16 protein-coding genes are annotated in these 18,435 nt (G+C 29.7%); 10 read left to right on the plus strand and 6 right to left on the minus strand.

Translation table 11 applies throughout. The features are described from left to right. Positions 1-106: 106 nt before the first annotated feature. The 6 genes from BA195_RS08725 to BA195_RS08750 form a co-directional block, all read right to left on the minus strand. Positions 107-1,273: an acyl-CoA dehydrogenase family protein gene (locus BA195_RS08725; RefSeq protein WP_068704521.1), complete on the minus strand. Its 1,167-nt coding sequence runs from the start codon at positions 1,271-1,273 to the stop codon at positions 107-109. An 18-nt stretch (positions 1,274-1,291) separates the two neighbouring features. Further along, on the minus strand, positions 1,292-1,996 hold the full coding sequence (locus tag BA195_RS08730) for a ComEA family DNA-binding protein (RefSeq protein ID WP_068704523.1): 705 nt from the start codon (positions 1,994-1,996) through the stop codon (positions 1,292-1,294). A gap of 18 nt (positions 1,997-2,014) precedes the next feature. Continuing rightward, positions 2,015-3,589, minus strand: coding sequence for an alanine/glycine:cation symporter family protein (locus BA195_RS08735; RefSeq protein ID WP_068704525.1), 1,575 nt, complete (start codon positions 3,587-3,589; stop codon positions 2,015-2,017). Between the two features lie 88 nt (positions 3,590-3,677). Continuing rightward, entirely contained in the window at positions 3,678-4,577 is a 900-nt protein-coding gene (locus BA195_RS08740) for an SDR family oxidoreductase (RefSeq protein ID WP_068704527.1), read from the minus strand. After that, positions 4,577-5,578, minus strand: coding sequence for a potassium channel family protein (locus tag BA195_RS08745; RefSeq protein WP_068704831.1), 1,002 nt, complete (start codon positions 5,576-5,578; stop codon positions 4,577-4,579). Before BA195_RS08745 ends, BA195_RS08740 begins: the two co-directional genes overlap by 1 nt. Continuing rightward, a complete protein-coding gene (locus BA195_RS08750; RefSeq protein ID WP_068704829.1) occupies positions 5,578-5,805 on the minus strand; it encodes a PspC family transcriptional regulator in 228 nt (75 codons plus the stop codon). Before BA195_RS08750 ends, BA195_RS08745 begins: the two co-directional genes overlap by 1 nt. 111 nt (positions 5,806-5,916) lie before the next feature. On the opposite strand from BA195_RS08750, the gene uvrA reads away from it, so the two are divergent. The 10 genes from uvrA to BA195_RS08795 all read left to right on the plus strand — a co-directional run bounded on the left by uvrA (position 5,917) and on the right by BA195_RS08795 (position 18,383). Next, positions 5,917-8,742 (plus strand): excinuclease ABC subunit UvrA, encoded by a 2,826-nt coding sequence (gene uvrA, locus BA195_RS08755; protein WP_068704529.1) that lies wholly within the window; start codon positions 5,917-5,919, stop codon positions 8,740-8,742. A gap of 169 nt (positions 8,743-8,911) precedes the next feature. Continuing rightward, positions 8,912-9,592, plus strand: a complete 681-nt coding sequence (locus BA195_RS08760) for a response regulator transcription factor (protein ID WP_068704531.1) — start codon at positions 8,912-8,914, stop codon at positions 9,590-9,592. A gap of 99 nt (positions 9,593-9,691) precedes the next feature. After that, positions 9,692-11,278 carry a vitamin K epoxide reductase family protein gene (locus tag BA195_RS08765; RefSeq protein WP_068704533.1) on the plus strand — a complete coding sequence of 529 codons (1,587 nt, stop codon included), beginning with the start codon at positions 9,692-9,694 and terminating at the stop codon, positions 11,276-11,278. Positions 11,279-11,406: 128 nt separating this feature from the next. Then, positions 11,407-11,547 (plus strand): hypothetical protein, encoded by a 141-nt coding sequence (locus BA195_RS14395; protein WP_176714975.1) that lies wholly within the window; start codon positions 11,407-11,409, stop codon positions 11,545-11,547. A gap of 88 nt (positions 11,548-11,635) precedes the next feature. Next, positions 11,636-13,822 (plus strand): peptidase domain-containing ABC transporter, encoded by a 2,187-nt coding sequence (locus BA195_RS08770; RefSeq protein WP_068704535.1) that lies wholly within the window; start codon positions 11,636-11,638, stop codon positions 13,820-13,822. A gap of 172 nt (positions 13,823-13,994) precedes the next feature. Then, on the plus strand, positions 13,995-14,153 hold the full coding sequence (locus tag BA195_RS14400) for a hypothetical protein (RefSeq protein WP_176714976.1): 159 nt from the start codon (positions 13,995-13,997) through the stop codon (positions 14,151-14,153). Positions 14,154-14,751: 598 nt separating this feature from the next. After that, positions 14,752-15,750: a hypothetical protein gene (locus BA195_RS08780; RefSeq protein ID WP_141677676.1), complete on the plus strand. Its 999-nt coding sequence runs from the start codon at positions 14,752-14,754 to the stop codon at positions 15,748-15,750. A gap of 83 nt (positions 15,751-15,833) precedes the next feature. Then, positions 15,834-16,043, plus strand: a complete 210-nt coding sequence (locus BA195_RS08785) for a hypothetical protein (RefSeq protein WP_068704541.1) — start codon at positions 15,834-15,836, stop codon at positions 16,041-16,043. A 104-nt stretch (positions 16,044-16,147) separates the two neighbouring features. Beyond that, on the plus strand, positions 16,148-17,437 hold the full coding sequence (locus tag BA195_RS08790; RefSeq protein WP_068704543.1) for an HlyD family secretion protein: 1,290 nt from the start codon (positions 16,148-16,150) through the stop codon (positions 17,435-17,437). Positions 17,438-17,672: 235 nt separating this feature from the next. Further along, on the plus strand, positions 17,673-18,383 hold the full coding sequence (locus BA195_RS08795; RefSeq protein ID WP_068704545.1) for an LOG family protein: 711 nt from the start codon (positions 17,673-17,675) through the stop codon (positions 18,381-18,383). Positions 18,384-18,435: the final 52 nt, after the last annotated feature.

Consider the following 18,435-nt stretch of genomic DNA (forward strand, 5'->3'; position numbering starts at 1 on the left):
AGGACTGCAAATGTACTGAGTATTTTTTAATAAACAACTAATTTATACTGTTTTTAAAAATTTCTTTCAAATACTATTATTTTATCTAAAAAAAACATGTAAATAATTAAGTAGCAGGTTTATATTCTTTTTTATCGATAATCATCTTTGCTATAATCTCTTTTAAAATTTCAGAAGTTCCACCACCTATCGGACCTAAACGACTATCTCTTAATAAACGTGCTAACGGATATTCTTCCATATAACCATAACCACCAAGCAACTGTAAAGCATCGTAAATAACTTCATCTGCCATTTTGGTAGACAACATTTTACTCATACTTGCTTCTTTAACAACATAAACCCCTTCATTTAGTCTTTTTGTGATAGAATAATTATACTCTCTACACATATCTACTCTTGATGCCATTTCTGCAACTTTATGACGCAATGCTTGAAATTTATCTAACGTCTTCCCAAAAGCCTCTCTTTCACTCATATAATTTATCACATAATTTACAGCATACTCTGCTCTTGCATGAGCATTTATAGCCATTATTAAACGTTCTAAAGCAAAATGTTGCATTATATAAGGAAACCCTTTCCCTTCTTCTCCCATTAAATTTTCGGCAGGAATCACGACATTATCAAAAGCAATTTCAGCTGTATCAGAAGCTCTCCATCCTAATTTATCTAATTTAGTTGATGAGATCCCAGGTGTGTTTCTATCAACTAAAAGAATACTCATTCCTTTATGCTTATCCTCTGGATTTGTTTTTGCCGCAACTACCAAATAATCAGAATATACTCCGTTTGTAATAAATGTTTTTGACCCATTAATCACATAAGTATCTTCTTTTTTAATTGCTGTAGTTCGCATACCAGCAACGTCACTCCCTCCAAAAGGCTCTGAAATACATAAACATCCTATTTTATCTCCGTTTATACTCGGAGTTAAATATTCTTTTTTGATTCTATCATCACCTTCTTTATTTAAATGTGTCATTGCTAAATAAGCATGCGCCCACATATTAGCGGCAAAACCTCCTGAGTTAATTTTTTGTAATTCTTCTAAGAATATCACAGTATAAAAAAGATCTAATCCTAATCCTCCATATTCTTCTGGTTGATTTAATCCGAAATACCCCATTTCACCAAACTTCTTCCAAATGAAACGCTCAACGGCTCCATCTTTTTCCCATTTATTTATATGAGGAACTACTTCTTTTTGTAAAAAGTCTTTAAAACTTTGACGAAAAAAGTCATGTTCTTCTGTAAAGTACATACTGTTCATAATTATTTTATTGTTTGTTTATTCTGCTTTCAAATATAAAACTATTCTATCATATTTATCTATAGGAAAACCAGCTATCTTTTTTATTTCTGATATATCTTGAAGTTCTGCTACTTCATCTCTATAATCAAAAATACTTTTACACAAAGCATAATCTATATAAGGTATTTTAAGCACCTCTTTAAATGTTGCGGTATTTATATTTATTGGTATGATTTTTTCTTTAAATTGCTTCTCCTCAATCACCTCCTCTTTATCAGTAGCTTTTATAGAATTTATTAACTTAACTCTTCTTTTTTCTTCTTGAACAACCCAATCAGGAAATTTAAAATTTGGGGATATTTTATTTATTAAACTATCAGACATCTGAGTTACTTGCTGAAACTCATTAGTTGAATTTACAAACCGCCCTTGCTTTCTATATGCATGTAATCTATCAATTTCATCTAAAGACATTCCTAATTGCTCTCCCTTAAAATCAGAAATATAATTTGGGTTAAACTTATATATCTTGAACTTTCTACGTTCAACTTCAATAGCTTTTAAACTGTCAATTTTGTTTTGAAAAAACAATAACTCTTTTGTATTTTCTTTTACTTTTTTACCTGATGAAAAATCAACAAAAAAATAAACTACCTGAAGTAAAACAATAAGTGTTATCAAAAAGAAAACCCCATTTCTTTGGCGTTTGTTATACCAGAAATGGGGTTTAAATATTTTCATTACTCTTAATAACTTACATTATTTAGCAAACTCTTTAATAGCTTTCATATACTTTGCTAACTCTTCTTTTACCTTAGGTGCAAGCATTACAATACCAATCATATTTGGTACCATCATTGCAAAAATCATTGCATCTGAAAACCCTATTACCGAACCTAAACTTGCTGCTGAACCAATAACAACAAAAACACAAAAGATAATTTTATAGGTATATTCCATTTTTTTGCTTCTTCCAAATAAATAAGCCCAACCTTGAAAACCGTAATAAGACCAAGATATCATTGTTGAAAAAGCAAATAACACTACTGCAATTGTTAACACGTATGGAAACCAAGAAATAGCAGATTCAAAGGCTCCTGATGTTAACAAAATAGCTTGTGCATCATTTAACCCTGCATTTGCTGATGTCACATTACCAGTTATAATTAAAACTAAAGCTGTCATAGTACAAACTACAACGGTATCAATAAACGGCTCTAACAAGGCTACTAACCCTTCAGAAGCTGCGTATTTTGTTTTTACAGCTGAATGCGCTATAGAAGCAGAACCTACACCTGCTTCATTTGAAAAAGCAGCTCTTCTAAATCCTTGCACCAATACTCCTATTGCTCCTCCAGCCATACCTTCTGGACTAAAGGCTCCGCTGATAATTTGCGAAAAAGCATCACCAACCATATTTATATTTGCAAATATTACAAATAATGAAGCCGCTACATATATAGCAACCATAAATGGCACAATTTTATCTGTTACTTTTGCTATTTTTTTAATTCCTCCAATAATTACTATACCTACAAGCACAGCCATAACTACTCCAAACAACCATCCTTTACCATGTAAAAGAGATGCTTCACCTCCTGTTATATTTTCAACTAATTGAAATGCTTGATTTACTTGAAACATGTTACCACCTCCAAAAGAACCTCCAATAACAAAAACAGCAAATAATCCTGCTAAAACTTTACCTAATGTTTTATTTTTTAACCCTTTTGTTAAATAATACATTGGCCCTCCATAAACGGTACCATCTGACTCAATATCACGATATTTTACACCAAGTGTACACTCTACAAATTTAGATGCCATTCCTAAAAAACCTGCTACAATCATCCAAAAAGTAGCTCCAGCACCACCAATTGAAACTGCTATTGCAACCCCTGCTATATTACCTAAACCTACTGTTGCTGATAATGCTGCTGTTAATGCCTGAAAATGAGAAACCTCTCCTTCATGATCTTCTATTGCAATTGTCTCTCTATGGTCTCCATCTGTTAAATCACCTGCTCCATGCATAGATTCATGATGATCAAGATCGTCATATTTACCTCGTATTATATTAATAGATGTTACAACCCCTCTAAAATTAATAAACTTAAAATAAAAAGTAAAATAAAGGGCTCCTAATATTAATGGAAATAATACCCAAAAAACTTTTATACCTCCTCCAAAGTCAATTTGATAGAATATTAAATTGACAAACCAGCCTGTAGCGCTACCAAAAACTTCGTCTATTTGTTGATCAATACCTTTTTCTTGTGCAAATGTTAACATCGGTGTTATTAGTAATAACAACGTTAGAAGTTTTTTCTTCATAATTATGTATGTTTGTTTTTTGAATTAGTAGCTCGCAATATCATAAAAAAATGTACTTTCAACAAGTTTTATGCGTTAAATGTAGTTTTTAAGTTAGTTTTTCTTTAAATTTTTGTAAATTTTCTTTAAATGATTTGGGGTAAAAACCCAACTCATTATTTGTTTTACTTAAATCAAAACCTGTTTTAAAAGGTCTCTTTGCTTTTTGATTTAACATTGTTGTCGAAATAGCTTTTATAAATTTTTTATCCAATTTAAAAACTTCAGCTATTTGTTGTGCTATTTCTTGTATACTTAGTAATGTGTTTGATGATATATTAAAAATTCCGAATGCTTTTTTATCTATTGCTATTTTACAAGCCAATGCTAAATCATCAACATAAGTAGGCATACGGTATTGATCGTTAACAATGGTAATTTCTTTTTTTTCTTCTAGTGATTTTTTTACCCACAAAACAATATTGTTCCTTGTCATGTCAAACACTTTTCCATACACTAAAATGGTTCTAAGAATTGTGTAATTTATTTTTGATGCTGTTATTAATTCTTCTGATTTTAATTTAGATAGCCCATAGTAATTTATTGGATTAGGAATATCAGTTTCTTTATAAGGCCCACTTTCTCCATCAAAAATAAAATCTGTTGATATATGAATTAAGTGAATATTTGTTTCTTCTGAATATTCTTTTAAAAACCGAACAACATCAATATTTAAAACATCACAAGCCTGTTTATTTTCTTCACAAGCATCAACATTTGTCATGGCTGCTGTGTTTACAATAACATCAGGACTATATTCTTTAAGCTTTTGTTTAAGTAGTAATTTATCTGTAACATCAATAGAAATGTACTTAAAATCATCTCTTCCACTTCTATTTCCTCCTCTTGAAAAACCAATTACTTTATATTTTTCTTTATCCTGTAATAAAAGATTTACTAAAGTTTGACCTAGCAAACCATTACTTCCTGTAATAACTATGTTTTTCATTAAAATAACTCTCTTAATTTAATTATTTGTTTAGGACGCCCTAAAACAATTAAATTTGCTCCTGCTGTAAGTTTTACAGAAGCATCAGGATTTATGATATATTCTTTTTCCGATGTACGATAACCGATAACTGTACAGCCTGTTTTTTTTCGTAAATCTAAATCTAAAATTGTTCGATTTAAATATTTTTCTGGTAAATTATCTATTGCTATTTCTTCAAGATTTGCAGTAGTATCTCCTTCAATAGTTAATCTATCTACAAATTCAATTACATCAGGTGTAACCACTAAAGATGCCATATGCGCACCCCCTAATTTATCGGGCATAATTACATTATCTGCTCCAGCAATTTTAAGTTTACTATACGATGTTTCTTTTGAGGCTCTACTTATAATTCTACATTTTTTATTTAACTGACTAGCTGTTAATACAACAAACAAATTATCAGCATCCGAAGGTAAAACTGTTATTAAATTAGCCGCGTTTAAAATACCTGCTTTTAATAATGTTTCATCTAAAGTCGCATCACCTTCAATGTTTAAAACTCCGTTTTCATCGAGTTTTTTAACAATTTCTTCATGTTTTTCTATTACAACAACGTCTTTATTATAATTATTTAATTTAGCTATTGCTTGTTTTCCATTTCTACCATACCCACACACAATAGTATGTCCATTTAATTTCTCTATACTCTTTTTCACTTTTTTTATTTTTAGTTGACGAAAAAATTGTCCGCTTATTAAATATTCTGAAAAAGAAGATACAGCATACCCGAATATAAATAAACTAGACAGTATCAATCCAATTGTAAATATCTTTTCTCCTGTACCAAACGGATGTACTTCTCCAAAACCTATAGTAGTTATGGTAATTACCGTCATATACAAGGCATCAATAAAAGAATAATTAAATAAAATAAGGTATCCTCCTACTCCTATCGATAAAATTAAAACTGAAAACAGTATAGCCTTGTATAATCTTGACTTAAATACGAGATTCATCATAAATCAAAAACAGAAGTTCTTTTAGTGTACACCATATCTTTTAATCGTAATAAAAAAGCCAATGTTAAATACACTCCAAATGACAATCCTATGGTTACAAACGATATATAAATAAAAAACAATCGCACATTTGTTGCCCGCATACCTAAACGATCTGCCAACCGAGAAGACACTGCAAAACCATGACGTTCAAAAAAATGACGTACCGCGTGAATAAACTTCATATATAAATAGGTTTTAAATGCAAGATACCAATTTACAATCATTTGTTTACAACATCAGCTATAAAATAAATTTGGTTTTGGTAACTTTGCTTTTTTCGTAAAAAGCACACTTTGAAAGATCAAGAGCACATAGAAGTATACGGAGCCCGAGCTCATAATTTAAAAAACATTGATGTAAAAATTCCTCGTGAAAAACTGGTAGTTATTACTGGTTTAAGCGGGAGTGGAAAATCATCTTTAGCCTTCGATACTATTTATGCCGAAGGGCAACGTAGGTATATTGAAACTTTTTCGGCATATGCACGTCAGTTTTTAGGCGGCCTAGAAAGACCTGATGTTGATAAAATTGATGGTTTATCGCCCGTAATTTCTATCGAACAAAAAACCACCAATAAAAGCCCACGTTCAACAGTAGGAACCATTACCGAAATTTACGATTTTCTTCGCTTGCTGTTTTCTCGTGCCTCGGATGCATACTCATACAATACCAATGAGAAAATGGTGAGTTATTCTGATGAGCAAATCAAACAATTAATTTTAAAAGACTTTAACGAAAAACGAATTGCCATTTTAGCACCTTTAATTAAATCGAGAAAGGGGCATTATCGTGAGCTTTTCGAACAAATTTCAAAACAAGGTTTTGTTCGTGTTCGTGTAGATGGAGAAATAAAAGAGATTGTAAAAGGCATGAAGTTAGATCGATACAAAACTCATGATATTGAGGTGGTAATCGATCGTTTAGCTGTTAATAGTAAATCAGAAAAAAGGTTAGAAGAAACTATAAAAACAGCTTTATATACCGGGAATAATATTTTAATGGTGGTTGATGTTGACGATGAAAAACCACGTTATTTTAGTCGTGAATTAATGTGTCCTACAACCGGAATAGCATACCCTAATCCTGAGCCAAATACATTTTCATTTAACTCGCCAAGAGGCGCTTGTTCACATTGTAACGGACTAGGAACAACAAACCAAATTAACGAACAAAAAATAATTCCAGACCCTACAATTTCAATTAAAAAAGGAGGAATTGTTCCTTTAGGAGAGCAAAAAAATAGCTGGATTTTTAAACAACTACAAACCATTGCCGACAGGCATAACTTTAAACTTACCGATCCGATAGATAAGATTCCATCAAAAGCTATGGATATTATTTTACACGGTGGTAACGAAAAATTTGAAATAAACTCTAAAGACCTTGGTGTAACGCGCAATTACGAAATTGACTTTGAAGGAATCATTTCTTTTATAGAAAATCAATACAAAAATGCCGAAAGCACCTCTATTAAACGCTGGGCAAAAGACTTTATGGACGAAGTTACCTGCGGAACTTGTGAGGGAAAACGATTAAAAAAAGAAGCACTTCATTTTAAATTCAACGATAAAAACATTAGCGATTTAGCACAAATGGACGTTGCCGAATTAGCTAATTGGTTTAAAAACATTGAAAATAGTCTTTCTGAAAAACAATTAATAATTGCTGCTGAAATATTAAAAGAAATTAGAACTAGAATTCAGTTTTTATTAGATGTTGGATTAGATTACTTAACGCTAGACAGAACTTCAAAATCACTTTCTGGTGGAGAAGCCCAACGAATTAGATTAGCAACGCAAATTGGCTCGCAATTAGTTGGAGTTTTATATATTTTAGATGAACCTAGTATTGGCTTACACCAACGAGACAACGAAAAACTAATCAATTCATTAATTAAATTGCGTGATGTTGGTAATTCGGTTTTAGTAGTAGAGCATGACAAAGACATGATTGAGCAAGCTGATTTTGTTTTTGATATCGGCCCAGGCGCAGGAGTTCATGGAGGTGAAATAGTAAGCGCAGGAACTTTTGATGATTTAAAAAAACACAGCACCTTAACAGCTGATTATTTAACTGGTAGAAAAGAAATTGCTGTTCCAAAGGAAAGAAGAGCAGGAAACGGAAATTTTATTAAACTATCCGGAGCATCAGGAAACAACTTAAAAAACGTATCCGTAAAATTTCCTTTAGGACAAATGATTTGTGTTACCGGCGTTTCAGGAAGCGGAAAATCTACTTTAATAAACGAAACCTTATACCCAATTTTAAATGCTCATATTTATCGCGGCGTTAAAAAACCAATGCCTTATAAAAAAATTGAAGGCTTAGAGCATATTGATAAGGTTATTGACATAGATCAATCTCCTATTGGTAGAACTCCACGTTCAAACCCAGCAACCTATACGGGTACTTTTGGCGAAATCCGAAGTTTATTTGCAAAAACTCCAGAAGCCGCAATTCGTGGTTATAAACCAGGTCGTTTTAGCTTTAATGTAAAAGGTGGTCGCTGTGAAACTTGCCAAGGAGGTGGAGTTCGCGTTATTGAAATGAATTTTTTACCTGATGTTCAGGTAGAATGTGAAACCTGTCAAGGAAAACGTTTTAACAGAGAAACGTTAGAAATTCGTTACAAAGGAAAATCGATTTCTGATATTTTAGAGATGACAATTAATGAAGCCACAAATTTCTTTGAACATATTCCTAAAATATACCGAAAATTAAAAACAATTAAAGATGTTGGTTTAGGCTACATCACTTTAGGGCAACAATCCACCACACTATCTGGTGGAGAAGCACAACGTATAAAGTTAGCGTCGGAATTATCGAAAAGAGATACCGGAAATACTTTTTATATTTTAGACGAACCTACCACAGGCTTACATTTTGAAGACATTAGCGTATTAATGGATGTTTTAAATAAACTAACTAACAAAGGAAACACGGTACTTATTATTGAACATAATATGGATGTAATTAAACTTGCCGATTACATCATTGATATTGGTATGGAAGGCGGAAAAAATGGTGGTAATGTTTTAACTACAGGAACTCCTGAAAAAGTAGCCAAACATAAAACCAGTTATACGGCTAGGTTTTTAAAAAAAGAATTAAAAAGCTAACAATACCAACATCAAAACATATAATATGTTAAATAAATGTTAACAGAAATAGGGTTAACCCTATTTCTGTTAGGGTTAACCCTATAACTCAATTAGGGGTATTGGGTATTGACAATACATTTTTTTTCATTTAGATTTACAAGTAAAAAATTACTTTTTACACCTTCTTATGAAAAAAGAAAAAATTACTTTTTTAGTCTTAGATGGCTGTCCGTTAATGTGCGAAGCATATAAAAGCATTATAAATAATACAAACAAGGGAAATACGTATGATCTAAATATAAACCTAATTCATGATCCTAAAATAGCAAACAACTTTATTAATGAGGTTATTAAAAATAAGACTCCGCTTGATATTGTTATTTTAGAACTAAATTTTTCCAAAAAAAATGATGAAAATCAAATTTCTGGAGAGGATATAGCTCTTATAATCAAGAAAACACTTCCCAAAACAAAAATTATTATTTCAACTGCTTCTGATGATAATTTTAGAATACACACAACATTTAAAACCATAAATCCTGAAGGGTTTATATTAAAACGTGACCTTACCTCTAGTGAGTTTAAAAGAGCAATTTATCAAACAATCAATAATGAAGTTTTTTATAGTAAATCTATCTTAAAGTTATTACGAAAAGAGATTTCATCCAATTTTATAATTGATACGATAGATAGAAAAATACTATATGAACTATCAATTGGCGCAAAAATGAAAGATATGCCAAATTACATTCCACTATCTGTAGCCAGTATTGAAAAAAGAAAACGTCACTTAAAGAAAGCTTTTAATGTTAAAGAAAAAGGAGATAGAGAACTAATTTTAATAGCTAAAGAAAAAGGCATTATCTAAAAGTAAGGTTTTCCCTTACTTTTTTTACGGTTTTTAACGCGCTTTTTAAATTTTAAAAAAATAGCTTTGAAAAAATAGAATAACCTCAAAAAACAGCTTTTGAAAAACTCATTAACAAATTTAGTTCAAATACTTTTAAAGAAAAATCAAATTTCGTTTGATAAAGAAGAACTTTCTTTTCAAATACAAAGCCATCCTTCATTCCCAAGTTTACATGCTATAACTGGTGTTTTAGATCATTTCAATATAGAAAATGTTGCAGCAGACGTTCCTATAAATAAAGAAACGCTTTTACAATTACCTGTTTGTTTTTTAGCACAAGTTAAAACAACACAAGGTCAAGACTTGGTTGTCGTTGAAAAGAAAAATACAAGCTATAATATTTACAATACAGAAGGTAAAATACAAAAAAACTCTGAAAGTGATTTCCTTAAAAATTTTACAGGAATTATAGTAGCTGTTGAACAATCAGAAGAAAAAACACTTGTAAAAACAAACTCTAACCCTATAAAAAAACTTGGATTAAGTGTTTTAATCCTTTTAGCAACATTTCTAATTTATAAAAATACTACTTCTTGGTACACTGTTATTCATTTAGTATTATCAGTAATTGGAATTATAACTAGTATTGCTATCATTAAACAAGAATTAGGTTTAAAAACAACCATAGGAAATGCTTTTTGCTCAGGAGCTGATAACAAAAAAGATTGTGATGCCGTTTTAACCTCAAAAGGTGCTAAAGTATTTAAAGGCTATAAATTAAGTGACTTTAGCATTATCTACTTTATTGGATTAACGTTATTAACTTTTATTCAATCTTCAAGTCCTAGAATTTCATATACTATAAGTTTAATAGCTATACCTGTTACGCTATACTCTTTATATTACCAATATGCCGTTTTAAAAAAATGGTGTCTACTTTGCCTAAGTATTGTTGGTGTTTTATGGTTACAAGCTTTAATTCCATTAATTACAGACACCTATATAAATGATTTTATAGTTACCGACTTTGTAACTTTTGGTATGATAATATTGGCTACCTGGCTATTCTGGGCTTATATAAAGCCATTATATTCAAGTGTTAACCAATTAAAAAAAGAAAAAATTGAAAACGTTAAGTTTAAAAGAAACTTCACCTTGTTTGAAACTTTACTACAAAAGTCACCAAAATTAAATACTCAAGTAGAAAACAGTAAGGAGATTATTTTTGGTAATCCTAATTCCAATTTAGAAATCGTACTTGTAACTAATCCTTTTTGTGGACATTGTAAACCTGTTCATAAACATATTGATGAAATATTACATAGATATCATCAAAATGTAAAAATAATTACTCGTTTTACGATAAACTCTAAAAATAAAGAAGATAATTTAGTTAAGATAACAAGTAAATTACTAGAAGTATACGATAAAAAAGGAGATTCGAATTGCTTAAAAGCAATGTCTGAAATTTACGAACACGGAAATACCGAAGCTTGGTTAAAAAAGTGGGGACGTTGCAATGATATAAATTACTATACATCTGAATTAGATAAGGGTAGTAATTGGTGTAAAGAAAACGCTATTAATTTTACTCCTGAAATTTTAATAAACGGAAGATCGTTTCCAAAAGAATATAACCGAACTGATCTAATCTTTTTTATTGAAGAACTAGAAGAAAACGCTAAACCATTAGTAATGGTATAAATGTAAATAAAACAACAAAGCTCTGAAAACAGAGCTTTGTATTTGAACAAAATTCTCTCGCGAAGAATAGACACATAAGGTGAGTGTCTTTAAATGTTCGCCGCAAAAGTAACTTTAATAATTTAATTATGAAAAAATCAATTTTAAATTTTGGAAAAGCTTTAAATAAAATAGAGTTAAAGCAAATTAATGGAGGTAGAGCATGTTCTATAGAGGAAATAAGAAATGGATGTCGCCCTGGCCCAAGAGGTTACGGTTGCTACTGCTAATCATTTAAAAAATTATTTTTTAATAGTACTTTTTAAAACTTTATTAGCTAGGGTTAATTAACTCTGGCTAATAAATAAAATATTTTTTTTGAAAAAATTCCCAAATTACCAACAAACTGAAGCCAAAGATTGTGGCCCTACTTGTATTAAAATCATAGCCAAACACTATGGTAAAACTATTAACACACAACAATTACGTAGCTTAAGCGAAACTACTCGTGAAGGAAGTAGCTTACTTGGGTTAAGTGACGCTGTTGAATCTATGGGTTTTAAATCTTTAGGTATTAAACTAGCTTTTAACAAACTTAAAGAAGCACCTCTACCCTGCATACTTCATTGGAATAAAAATCACTACGTGGTTCTTTACAAGATAAAAAAAGACACTATTTATATTTCTGACCCTGCCCATGGTTTAATTTCTTTTACAAAAAAAGAGTTTATTCAATCTTGGATTGGTAACAATGCCGGTGAAAATACAGAAGAAGGAATTGCGTTATTGGTTGAACCTACTCCTAAGTTTTATCAAGAAGAATTTGAAGAAGATGAAAAATTTGGATTCTCATTTATATTCAAATACTTATTCAAGTATAAAAAATTTATAGTTCAATTGATTATTGGACTATTAGCTGGTAGTTTATTACAGTTAATCCTTCCTTTTTTAACACAAAGTATTGTTGATGTTGGTATAAAAAACCAAGATTTAAATTTTGTTTACTTAATATTATTCGCGCAACTATTTCTCTTTATAGGAAAAGCATCCTTAGAAATCATTAGAAGTTGGATTTTATTGCATTTAAGTACTCGAATAAACATTTCGTTAATCTCTGATTTCTTTATCAAATTAATGAAACTACCTATCTCCTATTTTGATGTTCGTATGACAGGAGATTTATTACAAAGAATTAACGACCACAAACGTATCGAACGAATTTTAACAACCTCTTCTTTAACTGTTTTATTTTCTTTTTTTAACCTAATTATTTTCAGTTTAGTTTTAGGGTATTATAGTTTACAAATATTCGGAGTATTTGTTTTAGGAAGTGTTTTATACTTTGGTTGGGTCTTGTTTTTCTTCAAAAAAAGAAAAGAATTAGATTACAAACGATTCTCTCAGGTAAGTCAAGAACAAAGTAAAGTTATTGAACTTATTAACGGAATGCAAGAAATTAAGCTCCACAATGCAGAAAGACGCATGCGTTGGAATTGGGAGTATGTTCAAGCTCGTTTATTTAAAGTTGCTACTAAGAGTTTGGCTTTAGAACAAACACAAAGTGTAGGTTCTAACTTTATCAATGAGCTAAAAAATATGTTTATAACCATTTTATCAGCTAAACTTGTTATTGATGGAGACATTACTTTAGGAATGATGATGGCTATAAGCTATATCGTTGGTCAATTAAACGGACCAATAACGCAATTAATAAATTTTATGCGTGATGTACAAGACGCTCAAATATCTATTGATAGATTAGGGGAAATTCACAATATGGAAGATGAAGAAAAACCTGAAGATGAAAAAGTAACTCATATCCCTGAAAAAAAATCTATAAAACTTAGCAATATCTCTTTTAGATATACAGGAGGTTTGGAGCCTGTATTAAAAGATTTATCCTTAGAGATTCCTGCCAATAAAACCACCGCTATAGTTGGGGTTAGCGGAAGTGGAAAAACAACCTTAATGAAATTATTGCTTGGTTTTTACCAAGTAGATTCAGGAGATATAACTATTGGAAATTTTAATTTAAAAAATATTTCACAAAAAGAATGGAGAAGAAACTGTGGCGTAGTCATGCAAGAGGGCTATATCTTTAATGACTCCATTGCAAAAAATATTGCTGTTGGGGAAGATTATGTTGATAAAGATAAGCTAGCGCATGCAATAAACGTTGCTAACATAAATGACTATATAGAAGGATTGCCATTAGGGTATAACACAAAAATAGGTAGCGAAGGAAACGGATTAAGTACAGGACAAAAACAACGATTATTAATTGCTAGATCTGTATATAAAAATCCAAAGTTTTTATTTTTTGATGAAGCCACTAGTGCATTAGATGCTAATAACGAGAAAGTAATTATGGGAAAATTAAATGAATTTTTCTCTAATAAAACAGCAGTTGTAATTGCTCACAGATTAAGTACTGTAAAAAATGCTCATCAAATAGTAGTGCTAGACAAAGGAAAAATTATCGAAAAAGGAACACACGAAGAGCTCATTAAACTAAATGGAAGTTATTATCATCTAGTAAAAAATCAATTAGACTTAGGTAAATAAAATATAAAATCTTCATTACGATAAGAGAAACGACGAAGTAACTTTATTAATTTAGAGCAAAATTGTTTCGTTTTACTCACAATGGCAAAAAAAATCTCTCGCGAAGAATAGACACAAACCTTGAGTGTCTTTAAATTTTCAAGGATTTAATCAATTTATAAATTATTTTAAAATGAAAAAATCAATTTTAAACTTAGGTAAAGCTTTAAATAAAGCTGAACAAAAACAAATTAATGGAGGAGATTGCGAAAATTACGACCCACACACAAGAACTTCTACCAGAGGTGCATGTGACCCTAATAGCATATTTTCTAGACCAATAGAAGAATAAGAATCTCAAGAAATGCAACAAAGTTTTGTTAATTAAAACAAACCTCAAATATCTTTTAAATAAATAACAATGATGAAAAAATCAATTTTAAACTTAGGTAAAGCTTTAAATAAAGCTGAACAAAAAAACATCTTAGGAAATGGTCCAACTCCAACTCTTCAAGTATGTCAATGTTTTATTACCCCAGGAATACCTGACTCTTTGCCTTGTGACTGGAAGGGGCGTCATCTTAATTGTGACACTATAGTTTGGGAACTGTAGAAAAAAACACTCCATCATGAATTAAGTGAAAGTTCAAATTAAGAAAATAAAAATTTATGCTACAAAAATGATTCTTTTAGGAAGTTATCATGATTATTTTAACTAAGTCAATAACTTTTATCATCATTGTGGCAAACATGGATACACACTAAATTAATACTAAATAAGAGAGAGCTACCCCTCTCTCTTTATTTAATTTTTTAAAATGAAAAAAATTATTCTTCTCTTTTTTTATATCACTAGTTGTTTTTCACAAAAAGCGCTTCACGAAATTCCTTTTAACCTAGTTAATAATAAAATATATTTAAATGTTATAGTTAAGAACAGGGCCTTAAAAATGATACTTGACACAGGTGAATACGGAACGGTGTTTAATATAAAAAATCCTGTTTTAAAAAAAATAAATCAAAGAGTTATCTATAAAACCCCTTTACAACTTAATATTAATAACTTAATAAAAAAAGTAAATCTTATAAGGTTTAATAATCTAAATAAATATTTAGATGAGTACTGTGATGGTATATTAGGTATCGATTTTTTTAAAGATTATATACTAGAAATTAATTATCACAAACAAGTGATTAAACTGTACGATAGTCAAGACGAAAACATTAAAAAAAATTATTTAAAATTAGAAACTAAACAAAACAATAAAAACATAGAGCTTTACAAAAGATTTACAACAAAATTAGAGATATCAACAGTTAATGGTAAACAAATATTTGGTGATTTTATTATTGATACTGGTAGCAGCAGAGGTATTACTACAATTAACTCTTTTCAAAAACTAAAAAATACTGAATCAATTTTCAGTATTAAAACAGCAAATGCTAGTCCTCATGGATTTAACTCACCTCAATACTTTAAGATAAAATCATTAACTTTTAACAAAAGAAAATATCCTTTTTTAATTATTGACAACAATGAAGATGTAAGAATAGAAAACAAAAATACACCTATTTTTAAAGGAATTATTGGCGGGAAATTTTTAAAAAATTTTAACATAATAATTGATTTTAAAAAATCTCAGGTATTTATCAAAGAACTTGATTTTAAAAGAAATCATAATTTCATTACAGATGGTGTTAAACTAAAAGACTATAGAAAAAAAGGTGAAAAAATAACCATTGCAAGTATAATTGAAGAAACTGGTAAAAACCTACAATTAAACGATAGAATACTAAAGATAAACAATGTTAAAATAAATAAAATTGACATAAACAAATATCGTTTAAACAAAAATAAAATAGGATCGGTTAATTATTACACAGTAAAAAGAGGCAAGCGTATTTTACAATTTAAAAAGACTGTAAAAAACTTTAACACCTCCTTATAAAAAAATTCTCTCGCGAAGAATAGACATAAACCTTGAGTGTCTTTAAATGATCAGGGATTTGATCAAAATTAAATTATTTTAAAATGAAAAAATCAATCTTAAACTTAGGAAAAGCTTTAAACAAAGCACAACAAAAACAAATTAATGGTGGTTTCGATTGCAGTCAATTCCCTTTTGGCATTTGTTTTGGTCCTGTACCAGGATGCTTGCCTTGTAATCAAATGCAAAACTACCCTGGAGCAAGTAGGTGTGCTTTGATGCATACTAGTTGTGATTCTGGTGAACTTAACTAAAAGACTAACATGAAGGAAGATAATATTACATTCTATAAACACCTACTTCCTTCATTAATTTAGAGGAGAATAATATTCTCCTCTTTTATAATTATTAAAAAAATATGCCAGAAAATAATCAAGACATAGAAATACGTAGTGAAGAAGTACAAGATATACTAAACCAAGTACCAAATTGGATGATTCGTTGGGGTAATACGTTATTTCTTAGCTTAATAATAATGATTTTATTTATAACATGGTTTGTAAAGTACCCTGATATTATAAGTACTGAAGCAATGATTACCACCTCTTTTCCTCCTGAAAAGTTACACGCAAAATCTTCAGGTAAATTTGAAGTATTTTTAACCAGTGAAAATAAAAACGTATCTGAAGGTGAAGTACTTGCTGTTATAGAAAATAGTGCTATATATGATGATGTCTTATTATTAAAAAACATATGCGATACAATAAAAATAAATCAAGATAATTTTTCCTTTCCTATCAACAAACTACCCTTTTTAATTCTTGGAGACATTACAAGTAGTTATTCTCAATTTGAAAACAACTACTCTGAATATATTTTAAATAATAAGTTAACCCCATTTAAGTCAGAAAGTTTTGCCAACAGAATGTCTGTAATTGAAGCCAAAGGAAGGTTGCAAATTTTATTATCACAAAAAGAATTAAACAAAAAAGAATTAGAGTTTAAAAAAATAGACCTTAATAGAAGTAAAAAAATGTTTACAAAAGGGGTAATATCTGCAAAGCAAAAAGAACAAAAAGAAATAGATTTTTTACAAGCAAAGAGATCTTATAAAAGTATTGAAGCTTCTATTTCTCAAATTAGAGAATTAATAAATAATTCAACAAAAAATTTAAAAGGAACCGTTATCAAAAAAACTCAAAATGATAGCCGTTTAAAAAAGAAAGCTATCCAATCTTTTCTTTACTTAAAAAAAGCCATAAAAGATTGGGAAAAACAATACGCATTAACATCTTCTATAAATGGTAAAGTTTCTTTTTTATCCTTTTGGGATAAAAATCAAACTGTAAAAACAGGTGATTTAATATTTACAGTTATTCCTACCAAAAACAATTATTTTATAGGAAAAATTAAAGCCCCTGCTACAAATTCAGGAAAAATAAAAAAAGGGCAAAAAGTGCAAATAAAACTACTAAACTATCCTTCTGATGAATTTGGAGAATTAAATGGAGAAATACTTTCCATTTCACAAATTCCGAACGAACAAGGAAATTACCTAATAAATGTTAAACTACCTCAAGATTTAAAAACTACTTACGGTAAAAAAATAGTATTTAAACAAGAAATGAAAGGTAGCGCAGATATTATAACTGAAGATTTACGCCTGATAGAGCGTTTTTTCTATCAACTAAGAAATATTGTTAAATAAAAAATTCTTTCGCGAAGAATAAACATAAACCTTGAGTGTCTTTAAAAGATCAAGGATTTAATCAAAATCAGCACTAAGAACCTAACCTATTTTTATCATAATAAAAGCGAACTTAAAATTCTATTTTTTATTTTTTCAATAGTTTATTTACTAAAAAGAACTAAATTAGCAAGCTTGTTAAAATTATAAACTTAGCAACACAAACTGTTATAATAACTATAAAAGAAATACGAACATGAGTCCGAACGATGACAGAAAAATAACCGAAAAACTACAACCAAAAACTTGGAACGAAATAAAAACAAATGATTCTTGGGCTATTTTTAAAATTATGGCCGAATTTGTTGAAGGATACGAGAAATTAAGTAAAATTGGTCCTTGTGTATCTATTTTTGGTTCAGCACGAACAAAAACTGATGATCCTTATTATAAACTAGCCGAAGAAGTAGCTTTTAAATTAACACAAAACGGATTTGGAGTAATCACTGGTGGTGGCCCAGGTATTATGGAAGCCGGTAACAAAGGAGCCCGAAGAGGAAAAGGAACTTCGGTTGGCCTAAACATTGAGTTACCATTTGAACAACACGATAACCCTTGGATTGACCGCGATAAAAACTTAAACTTCGATTACTTTTTTGTACGCAAAGTAATGTTTGTAAAGTACTCACAAGGTTTTGTTGTAATGCCAGGAGGTTTTGGTACTATGGATGAACTTTTTGAAGCAATTACTTTAATTCAAACCAATAAAATTGGTCGTTTTCCAATCGTTTTAGTTGGTAAGAAATTTTGGGGTGGTCTGTTAGATTGGATTAAAAACACCTTATTAGAAGAAGGTAACATTAGTGAAAAAGATTTAAACTTATTTAGAGTTGTTGACACTGCTGATGAAGCCGTAGAACATTTTAATAAATTTTACACAAAATATCAATTAAAACCTAATTTCTAAAATAATTATCTTTAGGGCTTGTTAAATAAATAACAAGCCTTTTTATTTTAAA

Origin of the sequence: Tenacibaculum soleae, assembly GCF_001693415.1 — a bacterium.
GTDB classification, from domain to species: Bacteria; Bacteroidota; Bacteroidia; order Flavobacteriales; family Flavobacteriaceae; genus Polaribacter; species Polaribacter soleae.